This is a genomic window from Streptomyces sp. DSM 40868 (assembly GCF_011820545.1).
GTDB classification, from domain to species: Bacteria; Actinomycetota; Actinomycetes; order Streptomycetales; family Streptomycetaceae; genus Streptomyces; species Streptomyces eurythermus.
On record NZ_CP050504.1, the window covers coordinates 5,486,238 to 5,501,007 of the forward strand.

The window sequence follows — 14,770 nt, forward strand, 5'->3', positions numbered from 1 at the left end:
CGCAGCGGGTACCCACCCGCTGCGGGCCGCTCGCCCGTTCCCGGGCTCACGCCGAGGGAACCGCCCGGGTGGCGTCCGTGCCCCAGCTCGCCAGCAGGCGCAGGGACTCGGCGGTGGGGGAGCCGGGCTCGGCGTGATAGGTGACCAGGGACTGCTCCGAGCCGTCCGTCAGGCGGAAGCTCTCGAAGTTCAGCGCGAGGTCGCCCACCAAGGGGTGGTGCAGGTGCTTGACGCCATGGCTCTTCTCCTTGACGTCGTGCGTGGCCCACAGCTGGCGGAACTCCTCGCTCTTCACCGACAACTCGCCCACCAGCGCCGACAGCTTCGGATCGTCCGGATGGCAGCCCGCGTCCATGCGCAGGGCGCACACGATGTCGATCGCCTTCTGCTCCCAGTCGACGAACAGCTCCCGGTACTCGGGGCGCAGGAACACCAGCCGCGCCCAGTTCCGCTCGGCCGGCGGCACCTCGGCCCAGTCGCCGAAGAGGGCCGCCGCCATCCGGTTCCAGGCGAGGATCTCCGCGCGCCGGCCGACGACGTACGCCGGCACGGACTCCATGGTCTGCAACAGCTGCCGCAGCGCCGGGCGTACCTGCTGCTGGCGCGCCACCTGCTTCTTCTTCAGCGCCTTCGGCTTGGCCAGATGCGTCAGATGGGCGTGCTCGGCGTCCGTCAGCCTGAGGGCCCGCGCGATCGCGTCCAGCACCTCCGCCGACACATTCCGTCCGTTGCCCTGCTCGAGCCGGGTGTAGTACGCCACCGACACTCCGGCCAGCTGCGCCAGCTCCTCCCGGCGCAGCCCCGGCACCCGGCGGTGCCGCCCGAAGCCGGACAGTCCCACGTCCTCCGGCTTCAGCCGGGCCCGTCGGCTGCGCAGGAACTCGCTCAGCTCCGCCCGCCGGTCCAGGGCCCCGCCGGTGCTGTTCGTGGTCTCCGGCTGCTCGTCCCTGCTGTCCATACGTCCAGTATTCCTGGTCGTATGCCCGTGAGCCTGACCTCGCTGGTGGTAGGCACAGCGGTCGTACGCAAAGGCGTGGTCTGGGTACCCCGCCGGTCCTGCGGCAGGCTGGACGCCGTGCCCGGTACCAGGACCGGGCGCGAGAACGACCGCTAGGAGAACCCCCGGCATGACCACTGTTGCCGCATACGCCGCCCCCGCCGCGAAGGCTCCGCTGGAGCGCACGACCATCGAGCGACGCGCGGTCGGCGAGGCCGACGTCCTGATCGACATCAAGTTCGCCGGTATCTGCCACTCCGACATCCACCAGGCCCGGGAGGGCTGGGGCGAGGCGATCTTCCCGATGGTCCCCGGCCACGAGATAGCCGGCGTCGTGTCGGAGGTCGGCCCCGGTGTGACCAAGTTCAAGGTCGGCGACCGGGTGGGCGTCGGCTGCCTGGTCGACTCCTGCCGTGAGTGCGAGAACTGCCGGGCCGGGCAGGAGCAGTACTGCCTGAACGGCAGCTTCGGCCCCACGTACAACGCCATCGGCCGGGACGGCACGCCCAACTACGGCGGCTACTCGCAGAAGATCGTCGTCGACGAGAACTACGTCGTCCGCATCCCCGACGGGCTCTCGCTGGACGTGGCCGCGCCGCTGCTGTGCGCCGGCATCACCACGTACTCCCCGCTGAAGCGCTGGAACGCCGGCCCCGGCAAGAAGGTCGCGATCCTCGGCATGGGCGGCCTCGGCCACATGGGTGTCAAGATCGCGCACGCGCTCGGCGCCGAGGTGACCGTGCTGTCGCAGTCCCTGCGCAAGAAGGACGACGGCCTCAAGCTGGGCGCCGACCACTACTACGCCACCAGCGACCCGAAGACCTTCGAGGAGCTGCGGGGCACGTTCGACCTGATCGTGTCCACGGTGTCGGCCCCGCTGGACTTCAACGCCTACCTGTCGCTGCTGAAGACGGAGGGCGCGCTGGTGAACGTGGGCGCCCCCGAGGAGCCGGTCTCCCTCAACCTCTTCTCGGTGATCGGCGGCGGCAAGACCCTCGCGGGCTCCATGATCGGCGGCATCCGCGAGACCCAGGAGATGCTGGACTTCTGCGCGGAGCACGGCATCGGCGCGGAGATAGAGCTGATCGCCGCGTCCGAGATCAACGAGGCGTACGAGCGGGTGCTGGCCAGCGATGTCCGGTACCGCTTCGTGATCGACACCGCCACGATCTGACCTGCGGTCCGCCTGGCCGTAGTCCTGGCCGGCCGTCAGTCCTCGCCGGCCGTAGTCCTTGCCGGGCTGCGGCCGGCGGCGGGGCGTGTGCCTGCCCAGGGTTGTCTGCCGGCCGCGGGTCCGTTGTGGCTGGTCGCGCAGTTCCCCGCGCCCCTTCGGGGCACTGCCCTTCCCCCTACTGGAGGGCGAAGCCCTCGCCGGCGCTGTACGCCCGTACCGTCACGCTTCCGTCCGGGGCGGGGTGTACCACGTGTACCCGGCCGGTGCCGGACACCCGGGCCTCGCCGGCGTGGACGCCGAGCAGCGTGTTCTCGTCCACGGCGACCCCGTACGGCGCCTGCCGCCGGCCGACCGCCGCGACCAGCCGGGCCAGCGTCCCCCACTGGGCGGCGTGCACGTCCACCGCGAACGGCACCAGCCCGAGCCCAGCCCGGACCTCGACCTCCGCCAGATCCTCCCCGGTCTCCTCCGGGCACACCGGCACGCCGTCCACCAGCCATCCGCCGACCACGGCCCGCCGCGCGGCCACGGCGGCACCGGCGGAGAAGCCCGCGTACGGCAGCCCACGCTCGGCCAGCAGCCCCGGCAGCCGCTCCAGGCACTCCGCGAGCGCCTCCTGGTACGCGGGCGTGAGCCCCCCGCACACCAGCAGCCCGTCGATCCCGTCCAGCGCGGTCTCCGGCTCGAACCGGCCGCCGAGCGGGACGAGCAGCGGCACCGGCACGCACGCCGGCCCGGCCTTGCCCAGCGCCCCCGCGTACCGCTCGAACTGCGCCTTCCCGTCGCCCTCGTCGACGATCAGACACCCGATCCGCCGGGCGCCGCGCACCTGGCGCAGGAACGGTTCGTACACCTCGGCGCGGTCCCAGCCGCCACCGATCAGAAACACCGGACTGCCCATGCCCTCCCCTTCAACAGACGCAAGGGGCGAATGTACGGGCCGCGAGCCGGAGCCGTCGCGCGATTTACCGCCCCCGGCCGCCGCCGGTGCGCGTCGAAGCCGCCCGGAAGCCGTCAGCTCCCGGTGCGGGCGATGCCGACCGGGCAGGACACGCCGGTGCCGCCCAGGCCGCAGTAACCCGCCGGGTTCTTGTCCAGGTACTGCTGGTGGTACGCCTCGGCCGGGTGGAAGGCGCGGCCCTCGGCCGGAAGGATCTCCGTGGTGATCATGCCGTAGCCGGAGGAGGTCAGGACCTTCTGGTAGGCGTCGCGGGAGGCCTCCGCCGCCGCGGCCTGCTCCGGGGTGTGCGTGTAGATCGCCGAACGGTACTGCGTCCCCACGTCGTTGCCCTGCCGGAAGCCCTGCGTCGGGTCGTGCGACTCCCAGAAGGTCTTCAGCAGGCCGTCGTACGAGATCTGGCGCGGGTCGTACACCACCCGGACCACCTCCGTGTGACCGGTCAGGCCCGAGCAGACCTCCTCGTACGTCGGGTTCTCCGTGTAACCGCCCTGGTAACCGACCAAGGTCGTGAACACGCCCGCCGGGAGCTGCCAGAACTTGCGCTCGGCGCCCCAGAAGCAGCCCAGGCCGAAGTCGGCGATCTCCAGGCCCTCGGGGTAGGGGCCGAGCAGCGGCGTGCCGAGGACCGTGTGGCGTTCCGGGACCGTGTAGGCCGGCTCGGGGCGGCCCTTGAGCGCCTGCTCGGGGGTGGGCAGCTGGGGTGTGCGGCCGAAGAGCATCGGGTCTCCCTGTCGGTCGGGGCTGGGTGCCGCCCGCCTCGGCGGCGACGGCACCCGTACAACGCCCCGCGCGCCCCCCGCATTCCGGTCAGACGCCCGCCGTCGCCGCCTCCTCCGCCAGGGCGACCGTCGTGTTCCGCACCCGGCAGTAGTAGCCGGCCATGTCGCTGTCGTGGCGCCACGGCAGCGCGTTCACATGCCCGTCGACCAGCCGGAACTGCTCCAGCGCCGCCTCGTTGCGGCCCTGGAGGTGCAGGTAGTACGCCAGCAGGTGACGCAGTTCCGGCAGCCTCGGGTGGGACGGGTCGGCCGCCGCCGCGTCCGCGAGCGCCGCCTCGACCCGGGCCCGCATCTCCGGCGTGTTGTCGGCCTCGGTGTCGTCCGACTCGTCGTGCTCGAAGTGCGCGATCAGCGGCAGCACGGTCAGCAGGCTGCCCAGCGGCGCGCCGGCCGCCGCCCGCTCGGCGAACTCGCGGGCGAGCCGCTCGGAGCCGCGCCACTTCGCGCACCAGTACTGCAGCGCCGAGAAGTGCGCCTCGTAGTGGTGCGGGGCACGCGAGGTGATCTCCGTCCACAGTTCGTCCATCCGCGCGTTCGGGTAGCCGAGGCCCAGCGCCACCCAGATCTCCGCGACGAACGGGGTCGGGTCGTCGGGGTTCAGCGCCGCCGCCCGCGCGACATCCGCGCGCGCGGAGGTCAGCGTGCGGTGGAAGCCCTCGGCCTGCTCCCGGGTCGTGTACTTCGCCGCCTTCGCGCCCCGGATCTTCCAGGCCAGGATCACCGTGCTGCGCGCGCGGACCACGGCCGCGTCGGGGTCGTCGGGCCGGGCCGCCTCCCAGGCCAGCAGCCACGCGTCCTCCTCGGCCGCGCGGTCGGCCAGCAGATAGGCGAGCGCCGAGCGGCGGTCCCAGTCCCGGCCCACCGCCGCGAGCAGGTCGGCGGCGGGCTGCCAGTCACCGCCGCGCACGGCGGCCAGCGCGGCCGTCCACTGCTCCGGCAGCGGCGCGGCGAGCTCGGTGTTCTGCCGCTCGGCGGGCAGCAGACCGAGCTTCGCTGCGGCCTTGGCGGCCTGCGCGGCCTCGGCGTCCCCGTCGTCGGGGCTCGGCGAGAAGAGTTCCTTCAGGAACACCCAGAGCAGCCACAGCAGGAAGATCGCCGTGGGGACGGCCAGAATGCCGAGGATCCAGAAGAGGACGGTCATGCGGGTCGGTCCGTTCGTGTCGAATGAGGCCGGCGGGTGGAAAGGAGCCCGCGGCCGGGCGGGGTCGGCGGATCAGGGGGGGCCGGCGGGCCAGGCGGAGTCGACGGGTCAGGCGTTCTGGACCGCCGGCGGCAGCAGCGCGCGCAGCCGGGCGGTGTCGGGGCGGTCGGCGACCGCCGCCTCCAGGGCCGCGTCCAGCTCGGCCTCGGGGTTGTCGTCCCCGGCGCCCGCCGCCCAACCGGGCAGCCGTACCGTCGCCGGGCTGGTCCAGGAGAACTCCCAGCTCAGCAGCGAACAGGCGCTGAACTCGGCCAGCACCATCGTGCGCAACGAACCCAGCAGCGCCGGCCGTACGAACTCGCGGAACGCCCGCCCCTTCGCGGCCGCCGCCTGCTCCGACAGCGGCAGCCGCTCCGCCAGCCGCCACAGCCGGCCGTCGTCGATGACGTCCAGCAGCGCGGGCAGCGTGGCCGGCTGCCCGGTGTAGGCGGTCAGCGCCCGGTGCAGCGGGGTCTGCGTGGCGGACAGGCCCGCGGTCATCGAGGCGTTCAGCAGCTCCTCCCAGCCGGCGGCGCGCGGGCAGACGAGCAGCTCGTCCAGGAGGACGGCGTCCTCCAGCGCGCCCAGGGTGCGCTCCGGGTCGGTCAGCAGCGTCAGCGCGGCGCCCCGGCCCTCGTCGGTGCGCCCGTCGGCGGGCAGCGCCTCGATCCGCCGTACCCGGTCGGCGATCGGCGGGTGGGAGTCGTACGGTCCCACCGGCATCTCCGGCAGCTCCGCGCGCAGCCCCGCCAGCTCCGGCTCCCGGGCGGTCAGCAGCCGGCCGAAGCCGCCGAAGAACTCGCCGCGCGGCGGCAGCAGCCGGACGTGCAGACCCAGCGTGGCGTAGGAGTCCAGGTAGAAGTCGTGGGAGGCGGACAGGGCCGGGATCTCGCGCAGCGCCGACGCGGTCGCGTCCCGCCCGGCGATCCGGGCGGCGGTCAGGTCGGCGGCGTACTCCTGACCGCGCGCGGTGGACAAGGAGGCGCGCAGATAGAGCTTGCCGTAGGCGGTGTAGATCCGCGCCATCGTCCGGTACGTCGCCCCGACACCGGTGGTGTCGATCTCCTTGGCCTTGCGGCCCTTGGCGACCCGCTTGGCGGACGCCCGCTCCTGCCGGGCCCGGTCGGCGGCCACCTTGCCGTCCGCCTTGGCGTGGAACTGCCCGATGACCCGGCCGATCTGCACGCGTCCGCGCACCACCAGCGCGGACAGCCGGGTGTCGCCGCCGGCGAAGTGACCGAACTCGTGGGCGAGCACGGACCGCAGCTGGGCCTCGGTCAGGCCGATCAGCAGCGGCACGCCGAGCGTGAGGCGGCGCGGGCCGGGCAGCAGGCCGAGCAGTCGCGGGTCCTCGCTGACGGAGGCGTTGACCTCGCCGGTGAGCAGGACGCGGTCGGGGGCGCGGGTGCCGGCCGCCGCGGCCAGCTCGCGCACCAGCGCCCACAGCCGGGGTTCATCGGTGTCGGTGACCGGGAGGCCGGGCGGGTCCTCGCCCTTCGGGGTGCGCAGCATCAGCATGCCGCGGACCACGGGGATGGCCAGCAGCACCGTGACGAAGCCGACCTTCGCGGTGAGCGGGCCGTGTCCCCAGCTGTACACGAGGACGTCGACGCCGGCCAGCGCGGCGAGCAGGACGATGCTCAGCAGATAGAAGCCGAGCAGCAGAACGAGAGCGCGCAGTGCGCGCAGCGTTGCGCCCATCGGGCAGATCCCCCCACAGGATCCCGGAAAAGGGACATGACGAAGCGGCGGAAAAGGACAGGAAGGACGCACCGGGCCGATGGCCGGTCGGTGCGGGTGATGCTGTGGTGCCAGTGGTACCGGCGGGATGGTGCTGGTGGTGCTTGTGAGACTGGTGATGCGATGTGTGTGGGGGGATGCGGAGTATGCCCTACCGCAGGTCAGGAGGGCAATGTGAGGGGCGCGTAAAGGCGGGCGGGGTGCGGTTGCGGAGCCTGTTCGCCCGCTCGGGAGCACCCGGTGTCCGCTCGCCCGGGCGGACCGGCGTTCCCACGCCCGGGCAGTCCCCGCGCTTCCTCAGCCGGGCAGGGTCGCTCTCAGCCGGGCAGGGTCGCCGGGCTACCGCCGTTGGCCTCGTAGCCCGCGACCGCCAGTGCGCGGTGGAGGGCGAACGCGGCGGCCGGGTCCTCGGACAGGGTCCACGGCAGCGCGCCCACATGCCCGTCGACGTGTATGAGCTGGTCCATGGCCTCCGCCCAGCGTTCGGCGCGGACCAGGAAGAAGACCAGCAGGTGCCGGACGTGGGGGAGGGTCGGGTCGTCGGGGCCGGCCGAGTGCACCGCGTGCAGCGCGCCGTGGATCGCCTTGGCGACGACCTCGCTCTGGTAGAAGCTCGCGACCAGGTTCACCTCCGGGAGGTGCTCGAACACCGCGAACAGCGGCAGCGCGGCGAGCAGCGAGCCCTCCGGGGCGCGGGCCGCCGCGCTCTGCGCGAAGGAGTACGCCTGCTCACGGGAGCCGTGCCACTTCTCGCACCAGTAGTGCAGCGCGGCCATATGCGCGCCCATGTGATACGGGGCCCGGTCGAGGATCTTGGCCCACAGCTGCTCGAACTCGGCGTGCGGATAGGCCAGCCCGCGCGCGACGGACAGCTCTATGACGTACGGCACCGGGTCCCCGGGGGCCAGCAGGGCGGCCTCCGCGCAGGTCTTGCGGGCCTCCTCCATGATGATCCGGAACTCGTCCGTGCCCGGCGTCGCCGTCCGCCAGGCCTGCTGCACCAGGAACTCCGCGTGCACGGCGGCACCGCCCGCGTCCTTGGGCTTCTCGGCCCGCCACACGCGCAGCCACTGGCCGCCCGGCGTCTCGTGCACTCCGCCCGGCCGCTGCCGCAGCTCCAGCGCGGCGGCGCCGGCGAAGGCCTGCACCCGTTGCCAGCGCAGCTCGCCCCCGGCCTCGGTGCCGGCCAGCAACTGGGCGGCGGCCCGGTAGTCCTGCGTGCGCTGCACCAGCTCCAGGGTCTCCAGCAGGTCCTGGTCCGGGCCGGGCAGGCGCACGTCCAGCTCCTCCTCGCGCAGGAAGCCGTAGGCCGCCGGGTCGGCGGCGTCCGGGTGTCCCGCCGGAACCCGCTGGATCCCGCCGCGCCCGCGCCGCAGAACCGGGAGCAGGACGAGGCTCAGCACGAGCAGCGCCATCAGCAGCCAGAGAATCGCCATGTCCCAAGCGAACCAGACCCCGCCGACAATTGGCGAACCCCGCCGCGATCCTGTGGAAAACTCTCGATCAGAGCATGACAGCAACTCCGGTCACAGCGTGACAGCAACGTTGCAGAACCTGGCGAACACCTCTCGCCGGGCGTCAGGAACCGGCCGGGCGCATTACGCTCGATGCACATGAGCGACAGGCACATCAGCGACCACTTCGAGACCCTCGCAATCCACGCGGGCAACACCGCGGATCCCCTCACCGGCGCGGTCGTCCCGCCGATCTACCAGGTTTCGACCTACAAGCAGGACGGCGTCGGCGGGCTGCGGGGCGGCTACGAGTACAGCCGCAGCGCCAACCCGACCCGGACCGCCCTGGAGGAGAACCTCGCCGCGCTGGACGGCGGTCGCCGCGGCCTCGCCTTCGCGTCCGGTCTGGCGGCCGAGGACACGCTGCTGCGTACTCTCCTCGGCCCCGGTGACCACGTGGTGATCCCGGACGACGCCTACGGCGGCACCTTCCGGCTCTTCGCCAAGGTCGCCACCCGCTGGGGCGTGGAGTGGTCCGTCGCCGACACCGCCGACCCGGCCGCCGTACGGGCCGCGATCACGCCGAAGACGAAGGCCGTCTGGGTGGAGACCCCCTCCAACCCGCTGCTCGGCATCACCGACATCGCCGCCGTCGCCCAGGTCGCCCACGACGCGGGCGTGAAGCTCGTCGTCGACAACACCTTCGCCACCCCCTACCTCCAGCAGCCGCTGGCCCTCGGCGCGGACGTCGTCGTGTACTCGCTCACGAAGTACATGGGCGGCCACTCGGACGTGGTCGGCGGTGCGCTGGTCGTCGCCGACCAGGCGCTGGGCGAGGAGCTGGCCTACCACCAGAACGCGATGGGCGCCGTGGCCGGCCCCTTCGACTCCTGGCTGGTGCTGCGCGGCACCAAGACCCTCGCGGTGCGCATGGACCGGCACGGCGAGAACGCCACGAAGGTCGCCGACATGCTGACCCGGCACCCGCGCGTGACGCAGGTGTACTACCCGGGCCTGCCCGACCACCCCGGCCACGAGGTCGCCGCCAAGCAGATGAGGTCGTTCGGCGGCATGGTGTCGTTCCGCGTCGCGGGCGGCGAGGAGGCCGCGCTGGAGGTGTGCGCCCGTACCGAGGTGTTCACCCTCGGCGAGTCCCTCGGCGGTGTCGAGTCCCTGATCGAGCACCCCGGCCGGATGACGCACGCCTCCGTGGCCGGCTCCCAGCTGGAGGTCCCCGCCGACCTGGTGCGCCTGTCCGTCGGCATCGAGAACGTCGACGACCTGCTGGAGGACCTCAAGCAGGCCCTCGGCTAGCGACCGGCGTCACCGGCCGGTGACCGGCGGACTCGTCCGCGAGGACGACTCCGCCCACGGGCGGGCCTCGGCCGCCCACACGGTGAACGCGAGGACCGCCGCGCACGCCAGCAGCCACAGCGCCCGCCGCGCGAGCCGCCGGCGCCGCAGCAGACGGTCCCCGCGGAGCACCGCGTCCGCGCACAGCTCCGGGCGGCACCGGCGCGACGGCCCGCTCCATGACCGCGCGCACGGCGGCCTCCCGCTCCCCCCGCCTCACCAGGGCCTCCGGCACCGGCCGGGCGGGTACGACGGCGCTACCGCCCCGTCCGCCGGCCCCGACGGCCGTACGGCACCGTCCGTGGGGCCGGGTGGCGGTACGGCGGCGCCATCTGTCGGGCCGGGTGGCGGTACTACGGCACCGTCCGCGTCCCTCCCCGCGCTCACGCACGCGCGCGTAGGGCGACGCGTCCGCTCCGCCGCGCGTTTCGCACCACACGCGGCAGCGCATTCCCCCACCGGCCTGAGCAAGCCCCCGGCGGCGCCGGTCATGACGGGGCCGCCTTCGCGGGCGCCCGGACCGCCGAAGCCGTCCGGGCGGGATGTAGCACGGTCGCCGTCGCGCGTTCGCAGATGGTGTGGACGCGTTCCGCGGGCAGACCGAGCAGCGCCGCCGTCTGTTCCTCGGCCACCCCCTCGTAGATCCGCAGGACCAGCACCAGCCGCTCCCGCGGGGTGAGCCCGGCGAGCGGCCCGCGCGGACCGGTCCGGGCGTGGCCGAAGGCGCCGTGGGGGTGCCAGGTGGTGTGCGCGAAGCGGGTGGCGAGGTACTGGCGGGCACAGTCGTACGGGTCCTCGCCGCGCAGCCGGTCCCAGCGGGCGTAGGTGTGGGCCAGGGCGAGCGTCAGCAGGCGCCGCGCGCGTGGGTTGGCGTCCGGTGCCTCCGCGGTGAGCAGCGTGGCCGCGTGCAGCAGGCGCCCCGCCGCGCCCGCCACGAACGCCTCGAACTCCAGGGCCCGGCGCTCACCGCGGGCCGGCTGCCGATCACGCACCGCGCCTCCCCCCGACGGGGCCCGTCCGGACCCGGTCTCATATCAAGCCAGGGGCGGCCCGGGGTCAAGACGTCGGACCCGTCCGGTGCGACGCGTGGCTCAGGAGGCCGAGGGCTGCTCCGCCGCCGGAACGCCCTGCATCGCCATCCGCGCGGAGAGCGCGTGATTGAAGCGGGTCAGGAGCGTGCAGAACTGCTCGCGCTCCTCCGGCGCCCAGTCGTGTGTCAGCTCGGCCATGAGCTGACGCCGGGACGAGCGCACCTCCTCCAGCCGGGCGGCGCCGCGCGGCGACAGCTGGAGCACCACCGCCCGCCCGTCCTCCGGGTGCGAGGTGCGCTTGACCAGGCCGGTGTCGACCAGGGGCGCCACCTGCCGGGTGACCGTGGAGGAGTCGATGCCCATGCTCGCCGCGAGCGCCTTGACCCCCATCGGGCCTTCCCTGTCGAGGCGGTTGAGCAGCAGATACGCGGCACGGTCCATGGAGTTGCGCACCTGGCCCAAGCCGCCGAGCCGTGTCTGCTCGGCACGGCGGGCGAACAGCGCCACCTCGTGCTGAAGGGTGTCGAGAAGACCGGTGTCACCGACGGTCGTCATGTCCATCGACATTTCTGGTGTTGTGGGCATGGCCGGAGGCTCACTTCATGAGGGCTGCTGGGTTGGGGGACAGGGTACGCGGCCGGGAGCGGCGCCGTACCGGCGCTGTGCGAACCGGTCTCGCAGCTTGGTCACATCCGGCGTGCGCAAATGTGAACTGCGATGCTGGTGATATGAGCTACCGCACGGCCGAATCCTTGCGTTCCGTCACCCTCGACGATGTGCGCGGTGCCCGGAAGATGCTGTCGGGCGTGGCCCGGGTGACCGCGCTGGAGGGCAGCCGGTACCTGTCCCGGCTGGTCGGCGCGCCGGTGCACCTGAAGTGCGAGAACCTTCAGCGGACCGGCTCGTTCAAGTTGCGCGGCGCCTATGTGCGGATCGCCGGGCTGCTGCCGGAGGAGCGGGCCGCCGGTGTGGTGGCCGCGAGCGCCGGCAACCACGCGCAGGGCGTGGCGCTGGCCTCCTCGCTGCTGGGCGTGCACGCCACGGTGTTCATGCCGCAGGGCGCGCCGCTGCCCAAGGTGAGCGCGACCCGGGACTACGGCGCAGAGGTGCGCCTGCACGGTCACGTGGTCGACGAGACGCTGGCCGCCGCCGAGGAGTACGCGGCCCGGACCGGCGCCGTGTTCATCCATCCCTTCGACCACCCGGACGTGATCGCCGGGCAGGGCACGGTCGGCCTGGAGATCCTGGAGCAGTGCCCCGAGGCGCGCACGATAGTCGTCGGCATGGGCGGCGGCGGGCTCGCGGCCGGGATCGCGGTGGCGGTCAAGGCGCTGCGGCCGGACGTCCGGGTCGTCGGCGTGCAGGCGGAGGGCGCCGCCTGCTACCCGCCCTCGCTGGCCGCCGGGCGTCCGGTGTCGCTGCGGAACCCGGCGACGATGGCCGACGGCATCAGGGTGGGACGGCCCGGCGTGGTGCCGTTCGGGATCGTCGACGAGCTGGTCGACGAGGTGCGCACGGTGAGCGAGGACGAGTTGTCGGCGGCGCTGCTGCTCTGCCTGGAGAGGGCCAAGCTGGTCGTGGAGCCGGCCGGGGCGAGCCCGGTCGCCGCGTTGCTGGCCGCGCCGGAGACCTTCGAGGGACCGGTCGTCGCGGTGCTCTCCGGCGGCAACGTCGATCCGGTGCTGATGCAGCGCGTGCTGCGGCACGGCATGGCCGCGCAGGGCCGTTACCTGGCCGTGCGGCTACGGCTGACGGACCGGCCGGGCGCGCTCGCCACGCTCCTCGGGGTGCTGTCGGCGGCCGACGCCAACGTCCTCGACGTGAGCCACGTCCGCACAGACCCGCGCCTCGGGCTCACCGAGGCGGAGGTGGAGCTGCACCTGGAGACCAAGGGCCCGGCGCACTGCGCGGAGCTCGGCCGGGCCCTGCGGGACGCCGGCTACACGGTCATCGCCTGACCCCGACGGCCAACCACCCTTTTGGGTGAAGCCTCTTGAGAGACGCGATACATCGCGTTACGGTATCTCGTGTGGTCGCCGGGCTGCCTGTCGGCACCCGTGTGAGACGTTGCCCGCGCCGGTGCGGAAAAAAGGGGGCGCGGCCGGGCGAATACACCTAGCTTTTGCGAAGAGTCCGTCCCGAAAATCCCGACGAGGTGGAGACAGACATGCCAGGGGCCATCTATGCCGAAGGTCTGGTGAAGACCTTCGGCGACGTAAGGGCACTGGACGGCGTCGACCTGGACGTGCCCGAAGGCACCGTCCTCGGCCTGCTCGGGCCGAACGGCGCCGGCAAGACGACGACGGTCCGCTGCCTGACGACGCTGCTGCGCCCCGACAGCGGCAAGGCGGTCGTCGCGGGCGTGGACGTGCTGCGCCACCCCGACGCCGTGCGCCGCTCCATAGGCCTGTCCGGCCAGTTCGCGGCGGTGGACGAGTATCTGACCGGCCGGGAGAACCTGCAGATGGTCGGACAGCTCTACCAGATGAGGGCGAAGGCGGCCAAGGCCCGCGCGGCGGAGCTGCTGGAGCAGTTCCATCTCGCGGACGCCGCTGACCGCCCCGCCAAGACCTACTCCGGAGGCATGCGCCGCCGGCTGGACCTCGCCGCCGCCCTCGTGGTCTCCCCGCCGGTGATGTTCATGGACGAACCGACGACGGGTCTCGACCCGCGCAACCGCCAGCAGCTGTGGGAGGTCATCAAGCAGCTGGTCTCCGGGGGTACGACACTGCTGCTCACCACGCAGTATCTGGAGGAGGCCGACCACCTGGCCCATGACATCGCGGTCGTCGACCACGGCCGGGTCATCGCCCAGGGCACCTCCGACCAGCTCAAGGCCCGCACCGGCGGCGAGCGCGTCGAGGTCGTGGTGCAGGACCGGGAGCACATCGCGACCGCGGCGGAGGTGCTGCGCAACCTCGGCAAGGGGGAGACCGCGGTCGAGGAGCACACCCGTCGGCTGACGGTGCCCGTCAGCGGCGGTGCCAAGCTGCTCGCCGAGATCATCCGCGAGCTGGACACCCGCGGGATCGGGATCGACGACATCGGGCTGCGCCGCCCCACCCTCGACGACGTCTTCCTGTCCCTGACGGGACACGCGGCCGAGAGCACCGACCAGGACCGGTCGGACGCGCCGCACCAGCAGAAGGAACGGAACGGCAAGGAGGCCGTGAAATGAGCGCCGTCACCGACGCCGCGCCCGCGCCCGCACCCGGCACCGCCGTCGGCCGGTCCGTCCGGGACTCGCTGATCGTTGCCCGGCGTAACTTGATTCGCATGTCCAGGATCCCCGAAATGTTAATTTTCGGGCTGATCCAGCCGATCATGTTCGTGGTGCTGTTCACCTATGTGTTCGGCGGCTCCATGAAGATCGGCGCCAGCACCAGCGCGCTCGACTACAAGAACTTCCTGATGGCCGGCATCTTCGCGCAGACCGTCACCTTCGCCACCGCGGGCGCCGGTGCGGGCATCGCCGACGACATGCACAAGGGGCTCATCGACCGCTTCCGCTCCCTGCCCATGGCGCGCGGCGCGGTGCTGACCGGCCGCACCCTCGCCGACCTGGTGCAGACCGCGCTCACCGTGCTGGTCCTCGCGATCGTCGCACTGCTGGTCGGCTGGCGGACCGGCTCCGACGGCGACACGAACCCCGGCCGAGTCCTCGCCGCGTTCGGGCTGCTGCTCCTGCTCGGCTACGCGTTCACCTGGATCGGCGCGCTGATCGGCCTGAGCGTGCGCACCCCGGAGGCGGCCACCTCCGGCGGGCTCGTGTGGCTCTTCCCGGTCACCTTCCTCTCCAACGCGTTCGTGGACACCGCCAACATGACGCCCTGGCTGCGCCACATAGCCGAGTGGAACCCGTTCAGCGCCACCGTCCAGGCGGCCCGCGTGCTGTTCGCCAACCCCGGGCAGTCCGCCTCGGGCGCCTGGCCGATGCAGCACCCGGTGTGGGCCTCGCTGATCTACTCGGTCCTGATCGTCGTCGTCTTCCGCACCCTCGCGGTGCGCAAGTACCGCTCCGCGACCGCCTGACCACCGGACCGACGGGCGGCCACGGGCCCGCTCCCCGGGTCCGCACATGACAAAGCCCCCGGCCGCCCC

General features: G+C 72.8%; 13 protein-coding genes and 1 pseudogene. 5 read left to right on the top strand and 9 right to left on the bottom strand.

Annotated features, from left to right (window positions below):
* Positions 1 to 46 precede the first annotated feature (46 nt).
* Positions 47 to 958: a helix-turn-helix transcriptional regulator gene (locus tag HB370_RS25160; protein ID WP_030778634.1), complete on the bottom strand. Its 912-nt coding sequence runs from the start codon at positions 956 to 958 to the stop codon at positions 47 to 49.
* Positions 959 to 1,127: 169 nt separating this feature from the next.
* On the opposite strand from HB370_RS25160, the gene HB370_RS25170 reads away from it, so the two are divergent.
* Entirely contained in the window at positions 1,128 to 2,171 is a 1,044-nt protein-coding gene (locus HB370_RS25170) for an NAD(P)-dependent alcohol dehydrogenase (RefSeq protein ID WP_030778636.1), read from the top strand.
* Positions 2,172 to 2,346: 175 nt separating this feature from the next.
* Here the strand turns inward: HB370_RS25170 and HB370_RS25175 are convergent, their stop codons facing one another.
* From HB370_RS25175 to HB370_RS25195, 5 genes are all read right to left on the bottom strand, one after another.
* Positions 2,347 to 3,072 carry a hypothetical protein gene (locus tag HB370_RS25175; RefSeq protein WP_030778638.1) on the bottom strand — a complete coding sequence of 242 codons (726 nt, stop codon included), beginning with the start codon at positions 3,070 to 3,072 and terminating at the stop codon, positions 2,347 to 2,349.
* Between the two features lie 113 nt (positions 3,073 to 3,185).
* The gene (gene msrA, locus HB370_RS25180; RefSeq protein WP_030778641.1) at positions 3,186 to 3,851 is read right to left on the bottom strand and encodes a peptide-methionine (S)-S-oxide reductase MsrA; all 666 of its coding nucleotides are present in this window, start codon (positions 3,849 to 3,851) and stop codon (positions 3,186 to 3,188) included.
* An 88-nt stretch (positions 3,852 to 3,939) separates the two neighbouring features.
* Complete coding sequence (locus HB370_RS25185; RefSeq protein ID WP_030778643.1) at positions 3,940 to 5,052, bottom strand: hypothetical protein; 1,113 nt, start codon at positions 5,050 to 5,052, stop codon at positions 3,940 to 3,942.
* A 108-nt stretch (positions 5,053 to 5,160) separates the two neighbouring features.
* Entirely contained in the window at positions 5,161 to 6,792 is a 1,632-nt protein-coding gene (locus HB370_RS25190) for a M48 family metallopeptidase (RefSeq protein WP_030778646.1), read from the bottom strand.
* A 356-nt stretch (positions 6,793 to 7,148) separates the two neighbouring features.
* Positions 7,149 to 8,267 (bottom strand): hypothetical protein, encoded by a 1,119-nt coding sequence (locus HB370_RS25195; RefSeq protein WP_030778652.1) that lies wholly within the window; start codon positions 8,265 to 8,267, stop codon positions 7,149 to 7,151.
* A 177-nt stretch (positions 8,268 to 8,444) separates the two neighbouring features.
* Between HB370_RS25195 and HB370_RS25200 the strand changes: the two genes are divergently transcribed.
* Positions 8,445 to 9,599 (top strand): cystathionine gamma-synthase, encoded by a 1,155-nt coding sequence (locus HB370_RS25200; RefSeq protein WP_030778654.1) that lies wholly within the window; start codon positions 8,445 to 8,447, stop codon positions 9,597 to 9,599.
* A 9-nt stretch (positions 9,600 to 9,608) separates the two neighbouring features.
* On the opposite strand, the pseudogene HB370_RS25205 reads toward HB370_RS25200, so the two are convergent.
* The 3 genes and pseudogenes from HB370_RS25205 to HB370_RS25215 all read right to left on the bottom strand — a co-directional run bounded on the left by HB370_RS25205 (position 9,609) and on the right by HB370_RS25215 (position 11,236).
* A pseudogene (locus tag HB370_RS25205) lies at positions 9,609 to 9,858 on the bottom strand (hypothetical protein).
* 268 nt (positions 9,859 to 10,126) lie between these two features.
* Positions 10,127 to 10,630, bottom strand: coding sequence for a sigma factor-like helix-turn-helix DNA-binding protein (locus tag HB370_RS25210; protein WP_030778659.1), 504 nt, complete (start codon positions 10,628 to 10,630; stop codon positions 10,127 to 10,129).
* A gap of 99 nt (positions 10,631 to 10,729) precedes the next feature.
* Positions 10,730 to 11,236: a MarR family transcriptional regulator gene (locus tag HB370_RS25215; RefSeq protein ID WP_030778661.1), complete on the bottom strand. Its 507-nt coding sequence runs from the start codon at positions 11,234 to 11,236 to the stop codon at positions 10,730 to 10,732.
* 161 nt (positions 11,237 to 11,397) lie between these two features.
* Between HB370_RS25215 and ilvA the strand changes: the two genes are divergently transcribed.
* The 3 genes from ilvA (at position 11,398) to HB370_RS25230 (ending at position 14,701) form a co-directional block, all read left to right on the top strand.
* Positions 11,398 to 12,627: a threonine ammonia-lyase gene (gene ilvA, locus HB370_RS25220; RefSeq protein ID WP_030778663.1), complete on the top strand. Its 1,230-nt coding sequence runs from the start codon at positions 11,398 to 11,400 to the stop codon at positions 12,625 to 12,627.
* Between the two features lie 209 nt (positions 12,628 to 12,836).
* Positions 12,837 to 13,847 carry a daunorubicin resistance protein DrrA family ABC transporter ATP-binding protein gene (locus HB370_RS25225; RefSeq protein WP_030778665.1) on the top strand — a complete coding sequence of 337 codons (1,011 nt, stop codon included), beginning with the start codon at positions 12,837 to 12,839 and terminating at the stop codon, positions 13,845 to 13,847.
* On the top strand, positions 13,844 to 14,701 hold the full coding sequence (locus HB370_RS25230) for an ABC transporter permease (RefSeq protein ID WP_030778667.1): 858 nt from the start codon (positions 13,844 to 13,846) through the stop codon (positions 14,699 to 14,701). The genes HB370_RS25225 and HB370_RS25230 overlap by 4 nt, the downstream gene beginning before the upstream one ends.
* Positions 14,702 to 14,770 lie beyond the last annotated feature (69 nt).

Bases quoted from the DNA above. Each gene is read 5' to 3' on its own strand.
- HB370_RS25160 (WP_030778634.1), bottom strand. From the start codon at position 958: ATGGACAGCAGGGACGAGCAGCCGGAGACCACGAACAGCACCGGCGGG.
- HB370_RS25170 (WP_030778636.1), top strand. From the start codon at position 1,128: ATGACCACTGTTGCCGCATACGCCGCCCCCGCCGCGAAGGCTCCGCTG.
- HB370_RS25175 (WP_030778638.1), bottom strand. From the start codon at position 3,072: ATGGGCAGTCCGGTGTTTCTGATCGGTGGCGGCTGGGACCGCGCCGAG.
- msrA (WP_030778641.1), bottom strand. From the start codon at position 3,851: ATGCTCTTCGGCCGCACACCCCAGCTGCCCACCCCCGAGCAGGCGCTC.
- HB370_RS25185 (WP_030778643.1), bottom strand. From the start codon at position 5,052: ATGACCGTCCTCTTCTGGATCCTCGGCATTCTGGCCGTCCCCACGGCG.
- HB370_RS25190 (WP_030778646.1), bottom strand. From the start codon at position 6,792: ATGGGCGCAACGCTGCGCGCACTGCGCGCTCTCGTTCTGCTGCTCGGC.
- HB370_RS25195 (WP_030778652.1), bottom strand. From the start codon at position 8,267: ATGGCGATTCTCTGGCTGCTGATGGCGCTGCTCGTGCTGAGCCTCGTC.
- HB370_RS25200 (WP_030778654.1), top strand. From the start codon at position 8,445: ATGAGCGACAGGCACATCAGCGACCACTTCGAGACCCTCGCAATCCAC.
- HB370_RS25215 (WP_030778661.1), bottom strand. From the start codon at position 11,236: ATGTCGATGGACATGACGACCGTCGGTGACACCGGTCTTCTCGACACC.
- ilvA (WP_030778663.1), top strand. From the start codon at position 11,398: ATGAGCTACCGCACGGCCGAATCCTTGCGTTCCGTCACCCTCGACGAT.
- HB370_RS25225 (WP_030778665.1), top strand. From the start codon at position 12,837: ATGCCAGGGGCCATCTATGCCGAAGGTCTGGTGAAGACCTTCGGCGAC.
- HB370_RS25230 (WP_030778667.1), top strand. From the start codon at position 13,844: ATGAGCGCCGTCACCGACGCCGCGCCCGCGCCCGCACCCGGCACCGCC.